We start from the raw sequence: 18,662 nt of genomic DNA on the forward strand, positions 1-18,662 counted from the left end.
GGATGACGGGCCTCAGATGGTGAACCGTTTAGCGGAATAGGGTGCCGGATCGACCGCCGGCGCCTGCCCCAGCAGCAGCGCGGCGCACAGGTCGCCCGCCGCCGGTGCGGTCTGGATGCCGAAGCCGCCCTGCCCCGTGCACCAGAACAGCCCGTCGACGGCGCCGTCCCAGCCGAACAGCGGCAGCCGATCGGGGGCAAAGGTCCGCAAGCCGGCCCAACTCGATTCGAGCCGAACCACCCGCGCCCGCGCCGCCTGTTCGAAACGGTCGATCACCGTCGCCAGGTCGAGCTCGTCGGGCCGGACGTCATGCGGCACGTCGGGCGTCTCGTCGTGCGGGCTCAGCCACAGCCGGCCGCTGTCGGGCTTGAAGTAGAAACGCTCGGCAGCGTCCATGGTGATCGGCAGGTCGGCTGCCACCGGCGGGTCGAGTGCCAGCACCGCCATCGTCCGGCGCAGCGGCTGCAAACCGCGCGGCCGGGCGCCGGCCAGTCCGGCGACGACATCGCCCCAGGCCCCCGCCGCGTTGACCACTGTCGTAGCGACCAGCGGTCCAGCGCGGGTGTCGATCTGCCAGGCGCCGGCGCGCCGGGCCATGCCGGTTACCTCGGCATCGCGCACCAGCGTCGGCTTCCAATCCCCGACGCCACGCAGAAAGCCCTGGTGGAGGGCGGCCACGTCGATATCGAAGCACCCGGGCTGCAACAGCCCGGCGGTCAACCATTCGGGCCGCAGCATCGGGCCGAGCGGCGACGCGGCCAGCCAGGCGGCATCGACAGGCACATAGGCGACGCCGCCGGCATCGAACTCCGTCGCCAGCGCCGCCAGCGCGCCGCCATGGAAATCGGCGTCATCGGGCGGCGCCAGCATCACCGCGGCGCGCGGCCCGAGCAACGGCCGGTCGCAAAAGCCCGGTGGCGGCGTATCGAAGAAGGCCCGCGAGGCCTGGGTCAGCGGCACGATGCCGGGGCCGCCATAGCTGGCCACCCAGAACGCCGCCGATCGCCCGGTGGTGTGATAGCCCGGCTGCGATTCCATCTCGATGAGCGCGACCTTCAGACGCCCGCCGCTGCGCTGGCCCAGCGACCAGGCAAGGCTCGCGCCCGCCATGCCGGCGCCGATGATGGCGATGTCGTAGGTCATTCGCCCGTCTCCAGGAACGCCGTCACCCGCGCCAGCACCCGTGCGCGAATGTCGCTGGCCTCCCGCAGCAGTTCGTGCGCGGCGCCGGCGATCTCTTCCAGCCGGGCATAGGGCATCCGGGCCAGCGCCAGCCGCGTGGCCGCATTGTCGACAAGCCCGTCATGGCCAGGGATCAGGATCAGCATCGGCGTGGTGATCCGCTGCAGCATCGGCACCGCCGCCGCGCCTTCGCCTGTGCCGTGCAACGCCGGTGGCGACGAAAACAGGGCGTCGAGCGACCGGAAGCAGGCGTCGAGCCAGCCATAGGTGACACTACCAATGGCGAGGCCGGCATTCCGCGCCACCCACCAGCCTTCATCGGCATAGCGTTCGGGATCGCTGGTCAGCAGCAACTGGCGCACAGAACCCGTCAGCCCGGTCACATAGGGCCCGCCGCCGGGCACGAAGGCGCCGCCGCGACCAAGCTTCACCGCCACCCGCGCCAAACGCCGCGCCATCGCCGGTCCCAGCGGTCGCGCTGTCACGCCCAGCATCGGCGACAGCAGCACGACGCGGGTGAACTCTCCATTCTCCCCCGCGAGATGCCGCTGAAGCAGATGGGCACCCATCGAATGGGCAACGGCAAACCAAGGCCCTGGCAGCGATTGTTCAAACCATGCGACCAGTTCGTCGAGATCGGCGAGCCAGTTGTCGAAACCGGTGCTGTGCCCCTTCATCGGCGTATCGCCGAGCCGCCCCGACAGGCCCTGGCCGCGCCAGTCGAAGGCGGCGACGCCCCAGCCGGCATCGACGAGATCGTGAAACGTCTCGGCATATTTTTCGAGGAAATCGCCGCGCCCGGCGATGAACAGGATCGATCCCGGACCATCGGCGCGGCCCGGCCACAGTGCCGTCCGCACCGGCCAGCCATCGCGCATCGCCAGCATGGCGACGGTGCCGCCCGGCGGCAGCGTCCGCCGGCGGCCGATATCGCTCACGCGGCCAGGGCTTCGGGATCGGCGACCAGATCGTCGCGCCCGCGCAGGCGCCGCGACGGCACCGCCAGCGTCACCAGGAATGCGACGCCCAGGATCGCCAGCGCCACCGGAAACAGCCGCTCGATCGACAGGGCGAAACTCGCCTGCAGGCCGCTTTCGACCCGCGCCGTCGCCGCCGCATCGTCGATGCCGCGCGCCGCCAGCGCCGCGACCAGCGCCGGACGCTCCATCGCCAGCTGCTGCGCGGTCGACAGGTCGAGCGCGCTGCCGGCGACGGCGAGTTCCGGCACCCGGGTCCGCAATTCGCCCGCCAGCTGATAGGTCAGCAGCGCGCCGAAAATGGCGACCCCCACCGTCGCGCCGATCTGCCGGCAGAATTGCGCCGAGGCGGTCGCGACGCCGGTGCGGGCATGGCTGACGGCGCTCTGGATCGCCAGGGTGAACATGCCCTGCGCCGGGCCCAGTCCGATGCCCAGCGCCAGCAGATTGGCCGACAGCAACCAGCGCGGCGTCTGCGCCGTCAGCTGGGTCAGCACCGCCAGCGCCACCAGCGCGACGGCCCCGCCAGCGACGATGACGGGCTTGTACGCTTGCGTCTTGCGCGCTGTCCGCCCCGCCGCCATCGACCCGATCAGCACGCCGAACAGCAGCGGCAGCATCGCGAAACCGCTCTCGCTCGCCGACAGCCCGCGCACCAGTTGCAGGTACAGCGGCAGGAACATCGGCACACCGATATAGCCGAGGTTGACGAGAAACAGCGCCAGGTTGGCCCGTACCACCACCGGATCGTCGAACAGGTCGAGCGGCACCACCGCCCAGCTCTTGCCTCGCGACACGGTGATGAAGGCGGCAAAGGCGATGGCCGCCGCAACAAAGCCGATGATGATCTTCGGCTGGTCCCAGCCGAGTCCCTGCCCGCCCCAGCTCAGCGCCAGCAGCAACGGCACCGCGCTGGCAACGATGAGCAGGCTGCCGAGCCAGTCGATCCGCGCATCGGCGCCGCGCCGGCCGTGCGGCAGCTTGGTCAGCAGGATGTACAGCGCCACCGCGCCGAGCGGCAGGTTGACGTAGAAAACGAAGCGCCAGCCCGACACCAGATGCCCGAACACCGTCGTCGTCGCATGATCGGTCAGGAAGCCGCCGAGCACCGGCCCGGCCAGCCCGGCCAGTCCGAACATCGCGCCGAACAGCCCGGTATATTTGCCGCGCTCCGCCGGCGGCGCGATGTCGGCGACCGTCGCAAAGGCCCCCGTCGTCAGCGCGCCGGCGCCGAGGCCCTGCAGCGCGCGAAAGGCGATCAGCTGGTTCATGCCGTCCCCCAGCAGCGGCATGGCGCCGAACTCCCCCGCCAGCCCGCACAGCATCGAGCCGGCCAGGAACACCAGCACCCCGAAGATCAGCACCGGCCGCCGGCCATAGATGTCGCCCAGCTTGCCATAGATCGGCACCGTCACCGTCGAGGTCAGCAGATAGGCGGTGCCGACCCAGGCGATGCGATCGAGCCCCGCCAGTTCCTTGATGATGCGCGGCATCGCCGTGGCGACGATGGTCTGGTCGAGCGCCGACAGGAACAGCACGATCAGCACGGCGCCGAGCGCGACGCGGCGTTCGGCCTGGCTGTACTGGTGGGGAATGGCGGCGGCGGTCATTATCGGCGCCGGGATAGCGCGGGGCCGCGGCGCGGTCGACTCTTGTTGCGAGTCATGCGTTAGCGCGCCTAGAAATGCTGTCGGAGACCCAAATGACCTATTCGATCGACCCCTATGTCCTGCTCGCGGCAGTCGTCGCGCTGATCCTCGGCATCATGCTGGGCCTTGCCATCCGCGCGCCGCTGAAGCGCAAGACCGCGGTGCTGGCCGAGCGCAACGACGGCCTGACCCGCGAACGCGACAACGCCTTTGCCGAGCGCGACCGCCTCGCCGTCGAGCTGAAGGCGCGCGAGGCGCAAATCCGCCCGCTGTCGGATGAAGTCGACAAGCTGCGCCGCGATTTCGCCCGCGGCCGCGTCGGCAATGATGCTACCGCAACCGGCGTTGCCGGTGACGGCCGCAGCGTCGACCCGTTGGCGCTTGAGCAGCTGAAGGGCGTCGGCCCCAAGTTCGCCGACAAGCTGCGTGCCGCCGGCATCACCCGGCTCGACCAGATCGCCGGCTGGAGCGGTGCCGATATCCAGGTCATCGATGGCCAGATGGGCGAATTCCGCGGCCGCATCGAGGGCGATCGCCTGGTTGAACAGGCGCGATTGCTGACCGAGGGCCGCTACACCGAATATGAGACGCTGTTCGGCAAGCTCGGCAGCTGATGGCAAGCGCCGTCCCGGCGGCGGTCAAGCTGCTGACCGGCCTCGCCGGCGTCCACCTGCTGGCAAGCGCGGCCTTTGTCACCCAGCGCCAGTCGGTGTTCGCCAGACTCGGAACCGAGGCGGCTGCGGTGCTGGCGGCCAATGGCGTCAGCGATGGCGCAGCGCGCTGGACCGATGCCGAAGGCCATGGCAGCCGCCTGGCGCGGCTGTCGGGCACCGCCGACGCGGCGACGCGTGCCCGCATCGCGGCGCAACTGGCGGCGCGGCCCGGCATCGCCGGGGTCGTCTGGCAGGACCGGCGATGATCTGGCTGCTGGGGGAAATCTGGATCTGGGTCGCGGCGGGGTTCGCCGTCGGCCTCGGCACGGGCTGGTGGATCTGGCGCAAGTAGACGGGCCGTCTGTCATCCCGGCGGCGTTAGCCCTTTGCCCTTAGCGCGGCCTGCGCCGCCGCCAGCCGCGCGATCGGCACCCGGTACGGTGAGCAGCTGACGTAATCGAGGCCCAGCTTATCGCAAAAGGCGATGCTCGCCGGGTCGCCGCCATGTTCGCCGCAGATGCCGAGCTTCAGCCCCGCCCGCGCCGCGCGGCCGCGATCGGTGGCGATCTGCACCAGTTCGCCGACGCCGTCCTCGTCGATGCCGACGAACGGATCGCGCGGATAGATGCCCTGCTCGACATATTGCCCCAGGAACCGTGCCGCATCGTCGCGGCTGATGCCCAGCGCCGTCTGCGTCAGGTCGTTGGTGCCGAAACTGAAGAATTCGGCGAACTCGGCAATGTCCCCAGCGCGCAGCGCAGCGCGCGGCAGCTCGATCATCGTGCCGACCATATAGTCGAGCGTACGGCCGGTCTCGGCGAAGACATCGCGTGCCTCTGCATCGATGACGGCCTTGGTAATCTCCAGTTCCCGCGCCGTCGCGACCAACGGCACCATCACTTCGGGCACGACCGCCTCGCCGGTATCCTTGGCGACGGCGACGGCGGCCTCGAAGATCGCCCGCGCCTGCATCGCATAGATTTCGGGATAGGTGATGCCGAGCCGGCAGCCGCGATGGCCGAGCATCGGGTTGAATTCGTGCAGCTCCCCGATGCGCCGGCGCACCGTCGCGACGCTGAGGCCCGTCGCTGCGGCGACATCGTCATAGCCGCTGTCGTCGTGCGGCAGGAATTCGTGCAACGGCGGATCGAGCAGGCGGATCGTTACCGGCAGCCCGGCCATCACGCGGAAAATGCCCTCGAAATCGCTGCGCTGCTCGGGCAGCAGCTCGGCGAGCGCCGCGGCCCGACCCTTGCCGTCCTCGGCCAGGATCATCCGGCGCACGCTGGTGATGCGGCTGGGTTCGAAGAACATGTGCTCGGTGCGGCACAGGCCGATGCCTTCGGCGCCAAAGCCGCGCGCGGTGCGACAATCGGCCGGCGTTTCGGCGTTGGTGCGCACCTTCAGCCGGCGATGACGATCGGCCCAGATCATCAGCGTGCCGAAATCGCCGGCAAGTTCGGGCTCCACCGTCGCGACCTGGCCGAGCATGACTTCGCCGGTGCTGCCGTCGAGGGTGATATGGTCGCCCTCGTTCACCGTGCGGCCGCCGACGCTCATCATCCGGCCCTGCAGGTCGATGGCCAAGCTGCCGGCGCCCGACACGCACGGCCGCCCCATGCCGCGCGCGACGACGGCGGCGTGGCTGGTCATGCCGCCGCGCGCGGTCAATATGCCCTTGGCGGCGTGCATGCCGTGGATGTCCTCAGGGCTGGTTTCGGTGCGGACCAGGATGACCGATTCGCCCAACTTGGCGCGCGCCTCGGCAACGTCGCTGTCGAACACGACGGCGCCCGAGGCCGCCCCCGGCGATGCCGGCAGGCCGCGGGCGATGACATCGCGCGGCGCCTTGGGGTCGAGCGTCGGGTGCAGCAGCTGGTCGAGCGCATTGGCCTCGACGCGCAGCACCGCCTCGGCCTCGGTGATCAGGCCCTCGTTGGCCATGTCGACGGCGATCTTCAGCGCCGCCTTGGCGGTGCGCTTGCCGGCGCGGGTCTGCAGCATCCACAACCGACCGTCCTCGACGGTGAATTCGATGTCCTGCATGTCGCGGTAATGATTCTCCAGCAACGCGAAGACCTTGGCGAGTTCGCCGAACACTTCGGGCATCGCCTCTTCCATCGACGCGGCGCGGGCGCCGGCCTTTTCGCGGGCGGCGCGGGTCAGATATTGCGGCGTACGGATGCCGGCGACGACATCCTCGCCCTGGGCGTTGATCAGATATTCGCCATAGGTGACGCGCTCGCCGATCGCCGGATCGCGGGTGAACGCCACGCCGGTGGCCGACGTGTCGCCGCGGTTGCCGAACACCATCGCCTGCACGGTGACGGCGGTGCCCCAGCTTTCGGGAATATCGTTGAGCCGGCGATAGGTGCGGGCGCGATCGCTGCGCCACGACCCGAACACCGCACCGATGGCACCCCACAGTTGCTCGTGCGGGTCCTGCGGAAACTCGTCGCCCCAGGTCTGCAGCACGATCGCCTTGTAGCGGGCGACGAGGCCCTGCAGGTCCTCGGCGGTCAATTCGGTGTCGAGGCTGACCCCGCGGTCTTCCTTGAGGATTTCGAGCGCATCCTCGAAGGCATAATGGTCGAGGCCGAGGACGACATCGGCATACATCTGGATGAAGCGGCGATAGCTGTCCCAGGCAAAGCGCGGGTTGCCCGAGGCGGTGGCGAGCCCTTCGACCGTGGTGTCGTTGAGCCCCAGGTTAAGTACCGTATCCATCATCCCGGGCATCGACACGCGCGCGCCGGAGCGGACCGAGACCAGCAGCGGGTCGCCGGCATCGCCGAAGCGCTTGCCGGTGATGCTTTCGACAGCCCCAAGCGCCTCGAGCGTCTCCGCCTTCACATCGGCCGGCAGCTTGCCGCCGGCGTCGTAATAGGCGGCGCAGACGCTGGTGGCGATCGTCAGCCCGGGGGGAACGGGAAGCCCGATGCCGGCCATTTCGGCGAGATTGGCGCCCTTGCCACCGAGCAGCGTCTTTTGCGTCGCATCGCCATCGGCGCTGCCGCCGCCAAAGCGGAAAACGGACTTGGTCATCCCTCGATCCTCGAAAAATCAGCGACGCTCATCGCAGCCGCGCGGAGCCGCGCCAGCAGTCCCAAACGGTTCAGCCGCACCGCTTGTTCCGGGGCGTTGACGATCACGCCATCGAAGAAGGCATCCACGGCGGGCCGCAGGCCGGCGAGCGCCGCCATGGCTGCGGTGAAATCCTCACGCGCGACCGCGGCGGCGATGGCCGGGACGGCGCTGTCGAGCGCGGCGGCGAGGGCGGTTTCGGCGGATTCGGTGAACAGCGCCGGGTCGGTTTCGGGGGCGAAGGTGGCGGCGTCCTTGCCCTCCTCGATGCGGAGGATATTGGCGGCGCGCTTGACCCCGGCGAGCAGGTTTGTGCCGTCTTCGGTGGCGAGGACGGATTGCAGCGCGCGAACGCGGGCGAGGAGGCGGACGAGATCATCTTCCACTCTGTAATGGAAGAGTTCATCTCCACTACTTGGCTTGATGACGGCATCTATCAAGTCAGATCTTACGCCTTCTTCACGCTGTTGGACAGCAATTCGCTCACCCAAGAACAGGATGATCCGCTCCGACGCTGCCCAATCGACAGCCTCGTGCTTACGCCGCGGATGGCTTGGCGGCGGTTGGTGGGTAAGCGCAACGGCCTGAGCAAATGTTCGATGCTGACCGCCGGCTCGAGTTTCCAGCTGGAGCCGCGTCGCCCTGACCGAGTGGCTTTGCAGCATCAGTGCCGTTCGTAGCGACAACCTAAGGCCGCTTTTCAAGATTATAGCGCAGCAGCCCAACGCTGCCCGGCGAATAGCAAAGGGGTCTCGCGACCCTGTCGGCAGTTCACCGATAGCAAAGAAGGCAACGATCGTATCCAGCTTATCCGCTAGCGCCACCGCCACGCTGACCGGCGCCGTCGGTACATCGTCGCCCTGCCCGACCGGCTTGTAATGGTCGCGGATCGCGTCGGCGACCTGGGGGTCGAGCCCGGCATCGCGCGCCAGATAGGCGCCGGCGATGCCCTGGACTTCGGGGAATTCGCCGACAGTCGCCGAGACCAGATCGGCCTTGCACAGCTTCGCCGCCTGTTCGGCAAGGTCGGCATCGCCGGGAACCGCGCCACTTTCAACCAGCCAGCGCGCCAGTTTCGCCACGCGCTCGACTTTGTCGGCGACCGTGCCAAGCTTCTCGTGGAACACGATGTCCTGCAGCTTGGGCAGGAACGCCTCCAGCCCGCCGGCCTTTATCGTCGCGACATCCTGGTCCCAGAAGAATTTTGCATCCGACAGCCGCGCCGACAGCACGCGTTCATTGCCCTTGACGATGGCCACGCCGCCGTCGCTGGCGTCGAGATTGGCGACGCAGACGAAATTGGGCGCCAGTGCACCCGCCGCATCGGCACAGGCAAAATATTTCTGGTTGGTCCGCATCGTCAGCTGGATGACTTCGCGCGGCACGGCACGGAACGCCGGGTCGAAGGCGCCGAGCAACGGCACCGGCCATTCGGTCAGCCCGGCGTTTTCCGCCACCAGCCCGGCATCGGGGATGATGGTCAGGCCCTTTGCAGCCGCCGCCACATCGGCACGGTCGGCGATCAACGTCCGGCGCTCGGCCGATGACACGATTACCTTGGTGGCCAGCAATTGCGCTGCATAGGTGCCGGCACTGTCGATCGCGATCGGCTCCGGCGCGTGAATGCGATGCCCGCGCGTCATCCGCCCGCTGGAAACGCCATGCATCGCGCAAGGCACCACCTCGCCATCGAGCAACGCCACGATCCCGGTCAACGGCCGCACCCAGCGCGGGGACGCCGTCGATGCCGAGGCCGCGCCACAGCGCATCGACTTCGGCCAGGCGAAATCGCGGACGATCATGGGCACCAGTTCGGCCAGGATTGCCGCCGCGCTCCGCCCCTCCGTCTTGATATGCGCGAACAGCACGACGCCCTTGGGGGTCTCGCGTTCCTCCAGCTGGTCGCGCGTCAGCCCCGTCGAGCGCAGGAAACCGGCGATCGCCTGTTCCGGCGCGCTGGCCGACGGGCCCTTGCGCTCCTCCGACGAGGCCGCGCTCGCCGCCGCGACGTCGTGCGCGATCAGCCACAGCCGCCGCGGCGTCGCATCGGCGGTGACCTCGCCATGCGCCAGCCCGGCCGCCTTCAGCCCGTCAATCAGCCGCGTCCGCAGCTGCTCGGCCGCCGCCGCCTGCATCCGCGCCGGAATTTCCTCGCTGGCGAGTTCGAGCAGGAAATCGCTCACTTGACCTGCTCCACCCAGACGTCCGCGACGCCCTTCACCAGGTCGCGGACCCGGCCGATATAGGCCTGGCGCTCGGCCACCGAGATGACGCCGCGGGCATTCAGCAGGTTGAAGATATGGCTGGCCTTGATCGCCTGGTCATAGGCCGGCAGCGGCAGGCCACGGGCGACCAGGGCGCGGCACTCCTCGGACACATCCCTGAAATGCTGGAACAGCCGCTCGGTATTGGCGGCTTCGAAGTTATAGGCGCTGAACTGCTGCTCCTGGCGCAGGAAGACATCGCCATAACTGACGCCATGGTCGTTGTAGCGCAGGTCATAGACGCTCTCGACGCCCTGCACGTACATGGCGAGCCGTTCCAGACCATAGGTCAGCTCGCCGGCGACGGGCGCGCAATCATGGCCGCCGACCTGCTGGAAGTAGGTGAATTGCGTCACCTCCATGCCGTCGCACCAGACTTCCCAGCCCAGGCCCCAGGCGCCCAGCGTCGGCGATTCCCAGTCGTCCTCCACGAACCGGATGTCGTGCAGCTTGCGGTCGATGCCGATCGCATCCAGCGAGCCCAGATACAGGTCGATCAGGTCGTCGGGCGACGGCTTCAGGATGACCTGGAACTGGTAATAATGCTGCAGCCGGTTGGGGTTTTCGCCATAACGGCCATCGCTCGGCCGGCGGCTCGGCTGCACGAAGGCGGCGTTCCACGCATCCGGCCCCAGCGCGCGCAGCGTCGTTGCCGGGTGGAAGGTGCCGGCGCCCATTTCGACGTCATAGGGTTGCAGGATCACGCAGCCCTGCGCGCCCCAATAGCGCTGGAGCGTCAGGATGATATCTTGAAACGACAGAGACGCGGGCATTTGGGCTTTCGCAGGTGCAACAAGCAGCGTGTAGTCGGCGCGACGCGGGGGGGTCAACCGGCAGCTTTGGGCGCCAGCTTGTCGCTCATCGCCACCAGCCAGTCGATGATCGCGGCATCGTCGGCGGGATCGACCGGCGCCTTGTAGATATTGCGCATTTTCGCGACCTCGGCGGTCCATTCGGCGCGGGTCAGCCGGGGCTGCGTCAGCACCATGCTCGCGGAGTGACAGGCGCGGCAGTTGTTGTTGACGGCCTCGGCGCTCGGGCCGCCCGGGATGTCGGCAAACGCCGTGAGGTCATTGGGCAATTCGATCGAAACCGGCGCCGACAGGCCGGCGACCGACAGCAGCGACACGGCCAGGGCGGCGATGATGGTCCGCATCAGGCGAAGATCACGTTGGTGGTTTCGACCTGGCCGCGCAGATAGCCGCCGGGGTTCCAGATGCCGGTCATCGGCTGCACCTTGCCGGCGGCGTTAGTGCAGCGCGCCATCAGCGCGGCGGCGCCGCGCGTCGGGGTGACGACCGCATCGAAGCGCCGAAAGCTGTATTTGCCGGCATCGGGGCCGAGTTTCGCTTCCGCCCAGCTCGCGCCGCCATCGCCCGACACCTCGACCCGCGCGACGCCGCTGTCGCCGCCCATCGCAATGCCGCCGACCGGCGTGGGCGCCAGCGGCAACCGCGCCCCTTCAGCGACATTGGTGATGAACGCCCGCGGCACCATCGTGCTGATCGGCCGCTTCGCAAAATCCTTGGTCCCCGGCGCGATGCTGCCATCGAGCGTGTCGGGTACCAGATAGGCCTTCGCCATCCAGTAATTGTCGTCGGGTTTGTCCAGCACCTCGATATGGTCGAGCATCTTGACCCAGTAGGTCGAAAACCATCCGGGCACGACCAGCCGCAGCGGAAAGCCGTTGAGGATTGGCAGCGCCTCGCCGTTCATCGCCCAGGCGATCATCACCTCGCCGTTACGGGCGTGATCGACAGCGAGCGATTTCCGGAAATCAGGCGCATCGGGCGTGACGGGCTCGTCGAGCCCCGAAAAGCGCACCTGTACCGCACCCGGCTTCGCGCCGGCGCGATCGAGCACGTCGCGCAGCCGCACCCCCGTCCAGCGTGCGTTGCCCATCGCCCCATGCGTCCATTGCGCGCCGGCGATGCGCGGGCTGAACAGCGCGCGGGAATTGCCGGAGCATTGGTTGACGGCGGTGATCTCGAATCGCGGCAGGCGTTTCAGCGCGGCCAGCGACAGATCGAGCGGCCTGGTCACATGACCATCGACCCTCAGGCGAAACGTCGCCGGGTCGATCTCGGTCGGGAACGGCCAGTGCCAGCGCACGAAGAACCGGTCGTTGGGCGTGATGATATCCTGAAAGGCCGACAGGGGCGTTTCGAGCAGCGCCGGCGTGGTGCGCTGCAGGATCATCTCGGCCTTGCCGGGAAAGGCCCGGGTCAGCGGCGGGGTCGACGCCGCCAGTGCCCGCGCTGCCGGCAGGGCGGTGGCGGCGGCGAGCAGGTGGCGGCGCGAGAGCATCCGACGCTGGTAGCGAAACTCCCGCCGCAGCGGAAGGCCCGGGCGATGCCGGCCCGCCCCCCGGCCAGCGTGGCGCGGGAAACGGGCCGGCAGGCGACCGATCAGTAGCGGCTGCGCACGACCTGGAGCACGCGGCCGTTGCGGATGTTCACCAGCAGCAGGTCATTGCCATAGCGAACCCACTGTTGATTGCGGGCAGCCGGCTGCAGACGATAGAAGGACGGATTGGCGATGATGTAGCGCTGGCCGTAAAAGCCGGGCTGCAGGCGGTAGCCCGCGGCGACGGGGCGATAGGTCCAGTTGCGATAGGGGGCGACATAGGCGCGGCGATCGCGGCGATCATCGCGCAGGTCGCGCCGATCCTCGCGCAGCTCCTGCCGGGCGTCCTGGACGTCGCGGCGTTCGTCACGGATGTCGTTGCGGTCGCCATAGCGGCGGGCATCCTGGAGCTGCTGCTGCTGCTGCCGGACGTCGCGCTCGCCGCGACGCACCTCGCCGACGGACTGGGCGGACACCGGCGCCGCGACGGCGGCCAACAGGCCGATGATGATCAGGTTGCGCATCTCAACTCTCCTTCCGGGCCGGCATGGCGCCGACCTCGACACCGCTTATCGGCGTCGACGGGTGAACGGATTGCGAACGACTTGTTTATCCTACCGTAATGTTGGGGATAGCGATCTGTCGCGAGATCAGACGTTGAACCGGAACAGCATCACATCGCCGTCATGGACGACATATTCCTTGCCCTCCGAACGATATTTCCCGGCCTCGCGCGCCCCGGCCTCGCCGTTGAACTTCACATAATCATCGAACGCCATCGTCTCGGCGCGGATGAAGCCTTTTTCGAAATCACCATGGATGGCGCCCGCCGCCTGGGGTGCCTTCGACCCGCGGGTCACCGTCCAGGCGCGGGCTTCCTTAGGGCCGACGGTGAAGAAGGTGATGAGGCCGAGCAGTTCATAGGCGGCGCGCACGACGCGGGCGAGGCCGGTTTCGGTCAGGCCCAGGGCCTCCAGATATTCGGGGCGGTCGGCCGGCTCCATCATCGCCACCTCGGCCTCGATCGCGGCGGAAATGACCACCGCGCCGGCGCCGACCTTCGTGGCCATCGCCTGCACCGCGGCGCTATGGGCGTTCCCGGTCGCCGCCGCGGCTTCCTCGACGTTGCAGACATACAGCACGGGCTTGGTCGTCAGCAGCTGCGCCTGGCCGAGCGCCCGCGCCTCTTCTTCGTCCTTGGGCTCAGTCAGCCGCGCCGGCTTGCCTTCGCGCAGCAGTTCGAGTGCCTCGCCGAGGACGCGCGCCTGGATCTTCGCCTCCTTGTCGCCCTGGGTCGCCTTCTTGACCAGCGCCGGCACGCGCTTTTCCAGGCTCTCGAGGTCCGCAAGCATCAGTTCGGTTTCCACCGTCTCGGCATCCGACACCGGGTCGACGCGGCCCTCGACATGGGTGACATCGTCATCCTCGAAACAGCGCAGCACATGGACGATGGCGTCGGTCTCGCGGATGTTGGCCAGGAACTGGTTGCCCAACCCCTCCCCCTTCGACGCGCCGCGCACAAGGCCGGCAATGTCGGTGAAACCCAGTTGCGTCTCGATGATCTTGGCCGAACCACCGATGCGGCACAGCGCGTCGAGCCGCGGATCGGGCACCGGCACATTGCCGACATTGGGCTCGATCGTGCAGAACGGGTAATTCGCCGCCGCCGCGCTGGCGGTTTCGGTGAGGGCGTTGAACAGCGTCGATTTGCCGACATTGGGCAGCCCGACGATACCGCAGCGAATGGCCATGTTCTTCTTCCTTCTCCCCTCCCTGCAAGGGAAGGGTCGGGGGTGGGTGAGTCGCCGGCGTGGTTAGCGTAAGTCCGGGAGTGACTCACCCACCCCCAGCCCTCCCTTGCAGGGAGGGGAGTTCAGCGCCGCGCGATCTCGCTCACGAACCGCGCCTCGTCCCCCACCAGCAGCCACGGCACCTCGGCTGCCACCGCACCGAGCAGGTCCGCCAGCGGATCCATCTCGACCTTGGCAAAATTGCCGAGCACATGGCCGGTCACCCGGTCCTTGTGCCCCGGATGGCCGATGCCGAGCCGGACGCGCCGGTAATCGGGCCCGACATGGACGTCGATCGATCGGATGCCGTTATGCCCCGCCGCGCCGCCGCCGTGCTTCACCCGCACCTTGAATGGTTCGAGATCGAGCTCGTCGTAGAACACGGTCAGCGCATCCGAGGGTGCGAGCTTGTAGAAGCGCAAGGCCTCGCCCACCGAACGCCCGCTGTCGTTCATGAACGTCGCCGGCTTCAGCAGCGTCACCTTGTCGGCGCCGATGCGGCCCTCGCTGGCCAGCCCCTGGAAACGGGTTTTCCACGGGCCGAAACCATGCACGCCGGCGATCGTGTCGACCGCCATGAAACCGATATTGTGCCGGTGCAGCGCATAGGACGCGCCGGGATTTCCGAGGCCGGCAAAGATCTTCACTTTGCCGGCCTCCGACTAAGGCGTCCGGCGAAGATTTTCACACCGCCGGCCTCGAATGATCAGGCTCAGGCCGCGGCCGGTTCTTCGGCGGCAGCTTCGCTTTCGGCGTTCTCGCTCTTCAGCGCCGACGGCGCGACCATCGTGGCGATGGTGAAATCGCGGTCGCTGATGTGCGAGACGACGCCCTTGGGCAGGGTGACGGCGCTGATGTGGATCGAATCGCCGACGTCGAGACCAGCCAGGCTGATGTCGATCTGGTCGGGGATGGCGTTCGACGGGCAATCGAGCTGAAGCTCGTGGCGAACGATGTTGAGTACCGCGCCGCGCTTCATGCCGGGCGACTGGTCTTCATCCATGAAGTGCACCGGCACTTCGACGGTGATGACGGCATTGCCGACGAGGCGGAAGAAATCGACATGGATCGGCCGGTCGGAAACCGGATGGAACTGCACGTCGCGCGGCAGGGTGCGAACCGTATCGCCGCCGGCGATCTCGATCTCGATGACCGAGTTCATGAAGTGGCCGGTGGACAGCTGGCGGACCAGCAGTTTTTCCTCGACATGGATCGGGGTGGCGGCGGAACCGGCACCATAGATCACGGCGGGGACGCGGCCGGTACGACGCACGGCACGAGAGGCTCCCTTGCCTGCCCGTTCGCGCATCTCGGCCGCGAGCTTCAACGTTTCGCTCATTGCTCGCTTCTCCAAAAATAGCAAAATTCGCGCCGCCCCGGCCTCCAGGGATGCAGATGGGGATGACGCGAAGCGGCGCGGATAGGCGATGCGAGCCTGAAAAGCAAGTTTGCCTTTGGCGCCGGCAAGCAAAACCACCGATACCCCATAAAGCAACTAGGATATGGTCGCGATTGTCATTCGGCCCTCAGCCCGCCGGGTGATGTCAGCGCGGCACCGGTCTCCCCCGCGCGCTGTCACTATGCGGCGGAAGCGCCTCGCCCGACCTCCCCGGTCAGTTCAGCCTGGCGACGCTTCCGCCGATTTTTTTGCAAGCGGAGGAAAATGTCATGCCGGCGGCCACCGTCCTGATCGTTCCCGGCTACAATGGCTCCGGCCCCGATCACTGGCAGACGCGCTGGCAGGCGGAACGCCGAGATTGCCGCCGGGTCGAACAGGCCCGCTGGAACGATCCCGATCCCAACGGCTGGTGCACTGCGCTGGCGGCCCATGCTGCCGCTGCCGAGCCGCCGGTCATCATCGTTGCCCACAGCCTCGGCTGCGCCACGGTCGCGCACTGGGTGGCGCGCGGCGGCAACATCGCGGGCATCGCCGGCGCCCTGCTGGTGGCGCCCTGCGACGTCGAACGTCCCGGCCTGCCGGATTGCATCACCCGCTTCGCACCGATGCCGCGGGTGGCGTTGCCGTTCCGCTCGACGGTGGTCGCCAGCAGCAACGACAGCTATGCGACGCTTGAACGGGCCCGCGCCTTTGCCTCCGACTGGGGCAGCGCCTTCGTCAACGCCGGGCAGATCGGGCATATCAACGCCGCCTCGGGCCTCGGCAACTGGCCGTTCGGCAAGGTCCTGCTCGACACGCTGATTGGCACGGCGAGCGCCGACCGATCGCCCTATGTCCGCGCCGCGGCGTTGCGGAGTGCAGCAGCACCCCCGCCCTGAGCCGGCGGCGTCAGGGCATGGCCTCGACGCTCAACCCGCGCGACTTCAGCATGGCGACAAGGCCATCCGTCCCGCCGAGATGCCCGGCGCCGACCGCGACGAACAGCTTGCCGGGCCGCTTCATCACGCCGACCATCCAGTCGGCCCAGCGGCGGTTGCGATTGGTCAGCAACGTCGCCTGCAGCACCGGGGAGGCGCGCGTCTCGCTGGCGAAATCGCGGGCGATGGTCTCCACGTTGCCGGCCCGCCACGCCGCCATCAGACCGGCGATTTCCTGTTTCGCGGCGGCGACATCGTCGAGCGTCGCCTCGAGCATCTTGACCTGGTCGGCCTCGGGCAGGCCGGCGAGATAGCCCAGCTGCTGCTCGGCGGTCTCCAGCCCGATGATCGGCTTTTTCGCCGCCTTGGCACGCGCCGTCAGCGCCGGTTCGACGCCATCGGCGGGGCTGAGGCCCATGGCGGCAAAGCTCGCCTCGCTGAGCGTCACCGCCGCCAGCCAGGTCGCCATCTGGTCGAGCGCGGCGATCGGCACGCCCGACGCTGCGGCGGCCGGCGGCAGCTTGGCGGCGAATTCGGGCGCGATGCGCGCCGACAGCGGCTTGCCGCCGGGCACGAAGCCGAGCTTCTGCACGACCGGCGCCAGTGCCAGCGGGTCCTCGGGCATCACCGCCTCCAGCACCAGCGTATCGGCGGCGGTGAAGCGATCCATGATGCGCGGCGATTGCCAGTTTTCCCCCTTGGGCAGCGCGTGGATGCTGCCGAACAGGGTGATTTCGGTATCGGCATCACGGACCACGAACAGCGCCGGGGCAGCCGCGGCAGGCGCCGCCACCAGCAGGACCAGCAGCCCGAACAACAATCGCATCAAGCTGCGTCCTTCGCCCAATATTTGTCCTTCAGCAGCCGCTTGTACAGCTTGCCGGTGTCGTGCCGAGGCAGTTCGGCCAGGAAATCGATGCTCTTGGGGCATTTCACATGACTGAGACGTGAGCGGACAAAGGCGATCAGCTCCGCTTCCAGCTCCGGCCCCGCGCGCGCCATGTCGCGCGGCTGCACCACCGCCTTCACAGCCTCCCCCATCTCGGCATCGGGCACGCCGAACACCGCCACATCAGCCACCTCCGGATGCAGGGTCAGCGCGTTTTCAGCCTCTTGCGGGTAGACGTTGACACCACCCGAGATGATCATGAAGGCGGCGCGGTCGGTCAGGAACAGATAGCCGTCGTCATCGACATGGCCGATGTCGCCGAAGGTGGCGCCGTGCTCGCCGGTGACGCTCGCGGTCTTTTCCGGGTCGTTGTGATAGCTGAAGCTGCCGCCGCCGTGGAAATAGATGCGGCCGGTCTGTCCAGGCGCCAGGATGCTGTCGTCGTCGCCGAGCACCCGGATGGTGCCCAGGATCGACTTGCCGACACTGCCCGGCTTTTGCAGCCATTCCTGCGGGGTGATCGAGGTGAAGCCGGCGCCTTCCGTGGCCGAGTAATACTCATAGATCACCGGCCCCCACCAGGCGATCATCGCGTGCTTCACATCGACAGGGCACGGCGCCGCGGCGTGGATGGCGACCTTGAGACTCGACAAATCGTATCTTGCGCGCACGTCCTCGGGCAGCTTCAGCATGCGGACGAACATCGTCGGCACCAGCTGGCTGTGGGTGATCCGGTGTTTTTCGACCAGCGCCAGATAGGCCTCGGGCTCGAACCGTTCCATGACGATGACGGTGCCGCCGAACCGGTGGACGGCCATGCAATAGCGCAGCGGCGCGGCGTGATAGAGCGGCGCCGGCGACAGATAAACCATGCCGGGCGCGAACTGGTACAGCATCGCGACCAGCCCGGTCAGCGCGTCGCCGGCCTCGATCGGCCCCTCCGGCAGCGCGCCGCGCACGCCCTTGGGCCGGCCGGTGGTGCCGCTCGAATACAGCATGTCGCGGCCGCAGCTTTCGTCGGCGATGCGCGTGGCGGGCATCGCCGCCAGCGCGATATCGAGGTCGGCGAAGCCCGCCACCGGGCCTCCACTCGCAAAGCGTGCCGCCACATCGGGGGCGGCAGCGCTCGCCACGGCACCGAGCGCCGCGCCGGCGAACACCGCCCTGGCGCCCGAATCCTGGACGATATAGCCCGCTTCATCGGCCGTCAGCTTGGTCGACATGGCGACGAACACGATACCCGCCCGCTGCGCGCCCCAGCAGATCGGCAGGTAATCGATGCTGTTGTGCATCAGTATGACGATGGTGTCGCCGCGCTGCAGACCATGGGCGCGCAGCAGCTGCGCCACCTGGTTAGATCGCGCCTCCAGCCCGGCATAGCTCAGCGTGCGGCCGCTGTCCGCCATGATGATGGCGGGGGCATCGGGCCTGGCGGCGGCGTGGACGGACGGATGCATGACGATTTTCCCCGGATGTCGTGTTTTGCAGAGTGCTTAGCGCGCCGACGCGCCG

Annotated in this window: 17 protein-coding genes; 3 read left to right on the top strand and 14 right to left on the bottom strand. The window is 68.0% G+C overall.

Features of this window, described 5'->3' with window-relative positions; genetic code table 11:
• Positions 1-12: 12 nt before the first annotated feature.
• The 3 genes from ACP7AI_RS05610 to ACP7AI_RS05620 are packed head-to-tail and all read right to left on the bottom strand — an operon-like array spanning position 13 to position 3,769.
• Entirely contained in the window at positions 13-1,143 is a 1,131-nt protein-coding gene (locus ACP7AI_RS05610) for an NAD(P)/FAD-dependent oxidoreductase (protein ID WP_426164985.1), read from the bottom strand.
• On the bottom strand, positions 1,140-2,120 hold the full coding sequence (locus ACP7AI_RS05615) for an alpha/beta hydrolase (RefSeq protein WP_426164987.1): 981 nt from the start codon (positions 2,118-2,120) through the stop codon (positions 1,140-1,142). The genes ACP7AI_RS05610 and ACP7AI_RS05615 overlap by 4 nt, the downstream gene beginning before the upstream one ends.
• The gene (locus ACP7AI_RS05620) at positions 2,117-3,769 is read right to left on the bottom strand and encodes an MDR family MFS transporter (RefSeq protein ID WP_426164989.1); all 1,653 of its coding nucleotides are present in this window, start codon (positions 3,767-3,769) and stop codon (positions 2,117-2,119) included. The genes ACP7AI_RS05615 and ACP7AI_RS05620 overlap by 4 nt, the downstream gene beginning before the upstream one ends.
• A 92-nt stretch (positions 3,770-3,861) precedes the next feature.
• On the opposite strand from ACP7AI_RS05620, the gene ACP7AI_RS05625 reads away from it, so the two are divergent.
• Positions 3,862-4,422, top strand: coding sequence for a hypothetical protein (locus ACP7AI_RS05625; protein WP_426164991.1), 561 nt, complete (start codon positions 3,862-3,864; stop codon positions 4,420-4,422).
• Positions 4,422-4,727 (top strand): hypothetical protein, encoded by a 306-nt coding sequence (locus ACP7AI_RS05630; protein WP_426164993.1) that lies wholly within the window; start codon positions 4,422-4,424, stop codon positions 4,725-4,727. The genes ACP7AI_RS05625 and ACP7AI_RS05630 overlap by 1 nt, the downstream gene beginning before the upstream one ends.
• A 112-nt stretch (positions 4,728-4,839) precedes the next feature.
• On the opposite strand, the gene ppdK is transcribed toward ACP7AI_RS05630, so the two are convergent.
• The 9 genes from ppdK to ACP7AI_RS05675 all read right to left on the bottom strand — a co-directional run bounded on the left by ppdK (position 4,840) and on the right by ACP7AI_RS05675 (position 15,284).
• Complete coding sequence (ppdK, locus tag ACP7AI_RS05635; protein ID WP_426164995.1) at positions 4,840-7,506, bottom strand: pyruvate, phosphate dikinase; 2,667 nt, start codon at positions 7,504-7,506, stop codon at positions 4,840-4,842.
• Positions 7,503-9,728: a glycine--tRNA ligase subunit beta gene (gene glyS, locus ACP7AI_RS05640; protein WP_426164997.1), complete on the bottom strand. Its 2,226-nt coding sequence runs from the start codon at positions 9,726-9,728 to the stop codon at positions 7,503-7,505. The genes ppdK and glyS overlap by 4 nt, the downstream gene beginning before the upstream one ends.
• Complete coding sequence (locus tag ACP7AI_RS05645; protein ID WP_426164999.1) at positions 9,725-10,582, bottom strand: glycine--tRNA ligase subunit alpha; 858 nt, start codon at positions 10,580-10,582, stop codon at positions 9,725-9,727. Before ACP7AI_RS05645 ends, glyS begins: the two co-directional genes overlap by 4 nt.
• A 53-nt stretch (positions 10,583-10,635) precedes the next feature.
• On the bottom strand, positions 10,636-10,965 hold the full coding sequence (locus ACP7AI_RS05650) for a cytochrome c (protein ID WP_426165001.1): 330 nt from the start codon (positions 10,963-10,965) through the stop codon (positions 10,636-10,638).
• A complete protein-coding gene (locus ACP7AI_RS05655) occupies positions 10,965-12,116 on the bottom strand; it encodes a molybdopterin-dependent oxidoreductase (protein WP_426165003.1) in 1,152 nt (383 codons plus the stop codon). The genes ACP7AI_RS05650 and ACP7AI_RS05655 overlap by 1 nt, the downstream gene beginning before the upstream one ends.
• A 101-nt stretch (positions 12,117-12,217) precedes the next feature.
• A complete protein-coding gene (locus ACP7AI_RS05660) occupies positions 12,218-12,679 on the bottom strand; it encodes an RcnB family protein (protein WP_426165005.1) in 462 nt (153 codons plus the stop codon).
• Between the two features lie 126 nt (positions 12,680-12,805).
• Positions 12,806-13,906 (bottom strand): redox-regulated ATPase YchF, encoded by a 1,101-nt coding sequence (gene ychF, locus ACP7AI_RS05665; RefSeq protein WP_426165007.1) that lies wholly within the window; start codon positions 13,904-13,906, stop codon positions 12,806-12,808.
• A gap of 122 nt (positions 13,907-14,028) precedes the next feature.
• Positions 14,029-14,592 (bottom strand): aminoacyl-tRNA hydrolase, encoded by a 564-nt coding sequence (gene pth, locus ACP7AI_RS05670; RefSeq protein ID WP_426165010.1) that lies wholly within the window; start codon positions 14,590-14,592, stop codon positions 14,029-14,031.
• Between the two features lie 65 nt (positions 14,593-14,657).
• A complete protein-coding gene (locus ACP7AI_RS05675) occupies positions 14,658-15,284 on the bottom strand; it encodes a 50S ribosomal protein L25/general stress protein Ctc (protein ID WP_426166564.1) in 627 nt (208 codons plus the stop codon).
• 329 nt (positions 15,285-15,613) lie between these two features.
• On the opposite strand from ACP7AI_RS05675, the gene ACP7AI_RS05680 reads away from it, so the two are divergent.
• A complete protein-coding gene (locus ACP7AI_RS05680) occupies positions 15,614-16,222 on the top strand; it encodes an RBBP9/YdeN family alpha/beta hydrolase (protein ID WP_426165012.1) in 609 nt (202 codons plus the stop codon).
• A 10-nt stretch (positions 16,223-16,232) separates the two neighbouring features.
• On the opposite strand, the gene ACP7AI_RS05685 is transcribed toward ACP7AI_RS05680, so the two are convergent.
• Positions 16,233-17,087 (bottom strand): TraB/GumN family protein, encoded by an 855-nt coding sequence (locus ACP7AI_RS05685; protein ID WP_426165014.1) that lies wholly within the window; start codon positions 17,085-17,087, stop codon positions 16,233-16,235.
• Entirely contained in the window at positions 17,087-18,607 is a 1,521-nt protein-coding gene (locus tag ACP7AI_RS05690) for an acyl-CoA synthetase (RefSeq protein WP_426165016.1), read from the bottom strand. The genes ACP7AI_RS05685 and ACP7AI_RS05690 overlap by 1 nt, the downstream gene beginning before the upstream one ends.
• Positions 18,608-18,662: the final 55 nt, after the last annotated feature.

This window comes from Sandarakinorhabdus sp. DWP1-3-1, from assembly GCF_049896705.1.
GTDB lineage: Bacteria > Pseudomonadota > Alphaproteobacteria > Sphingomonadales > Sphingomonadaceae > Sandarakinorhabdus.

Coding starts and splice junctions, on each gene's coding strand:
- ACP7AI_RS05610 (WP_426164985.1), bottom strand. CDS start 1,143: ATGACCTACGACATCGCCATCATCGGCGCCGGCATGGCGGGCGCGAGC.
- ACP7AI_RS05620 (WP_426164989.1), bottom strand. CDS start 3,769: ATGACCGCCGCCGCCATTCCCCACCAGTACAGCCAGGCCGAACGCCGC.
- ACP7AI_RS05625 (WP_426164991.1), top strand. CDS start 3,862: ATGACCTATTCGATCGACCCCTATGTCCTGCTCGCGGCAGTCGTCGCG.
- ACP7AI_RS05630 (WP_426164993.1), top strand. CDS start 4,422: ATGGCAAGCGCCGTCCCGGCGGCGGTCAAGCTGCTGACCGGCCTCGCC.
- ppdK (WP_426164995.1), bottom strand. CDS start 7,506: ATGACCAAGTCCGTTTTCCGCTTTGGCGGCGGCAGCGCCGATGGCGAT.
- ACP7AI_RS05645 (WP_426164999.1), bottom strand. CDS start 10,582: ATGCCCGCGTCTCTGTCGTTTCAAGATATCATCCTGACGCTCCAGCGC.
- ACP7AI_RS05650 (WP_426165001.1), bottom strand. CDS start 10,965: ATGCGGACCATCATCGCCGCCCTGGCCGTGTCGCTGCTGTCGGTCGCC.
- ACP7AI_RS05655 (WP_426165003.1), bottom strand. CDS start 12,116: ATGCTCTCGCGCCGCCACCTGCTCGCCGCCGCCACCGCCCTGCCGGCA.
- ACP7AI_RS05660 (WP_426165005.1), bottom strand. CDS start 12,679: ATGCGCAACCTGATCATCATCGGCCTGTTGGCCGCCGTCGCGGCGCCG.
- ychF (WP_426165007.1), bottom strand. CDS start 13,906: ATGGCCATTCGCTGCGGTATCGTCGGGCTGCCCAATGTCGGCAAATCG.
- ACP7AI_RS05675 (WP_426166564.1), bottom strand. CDS start 15,284: ATGAGCGAAACGTTGAAGCTCGCGGCCGAGATGCGCGAACGGGCAGGC.
- ACP7AI_RS05680 (WP_426165012.1), top strand. CDS start 15,614: ATGCCGGCGGCCACCGTCCTGATCGTTCCCGGCTACAATGGCTCCGGC.
- ACP7AI_RS05685 (WP_426165014.1), bottom strand. CDS start 17,087: ATGCGATTGTTGTTCGGGCTGCTGGTCCTGCTGGTGGCGGCGCCTGCC.
- ACP7AI_RS05690 (WP_426165016.1), bottom strand. CDS start 18,607: ATGCATCCGTCCGTCCACGCCGCCGCCAGGCCCGATGCCCCCGCCATC.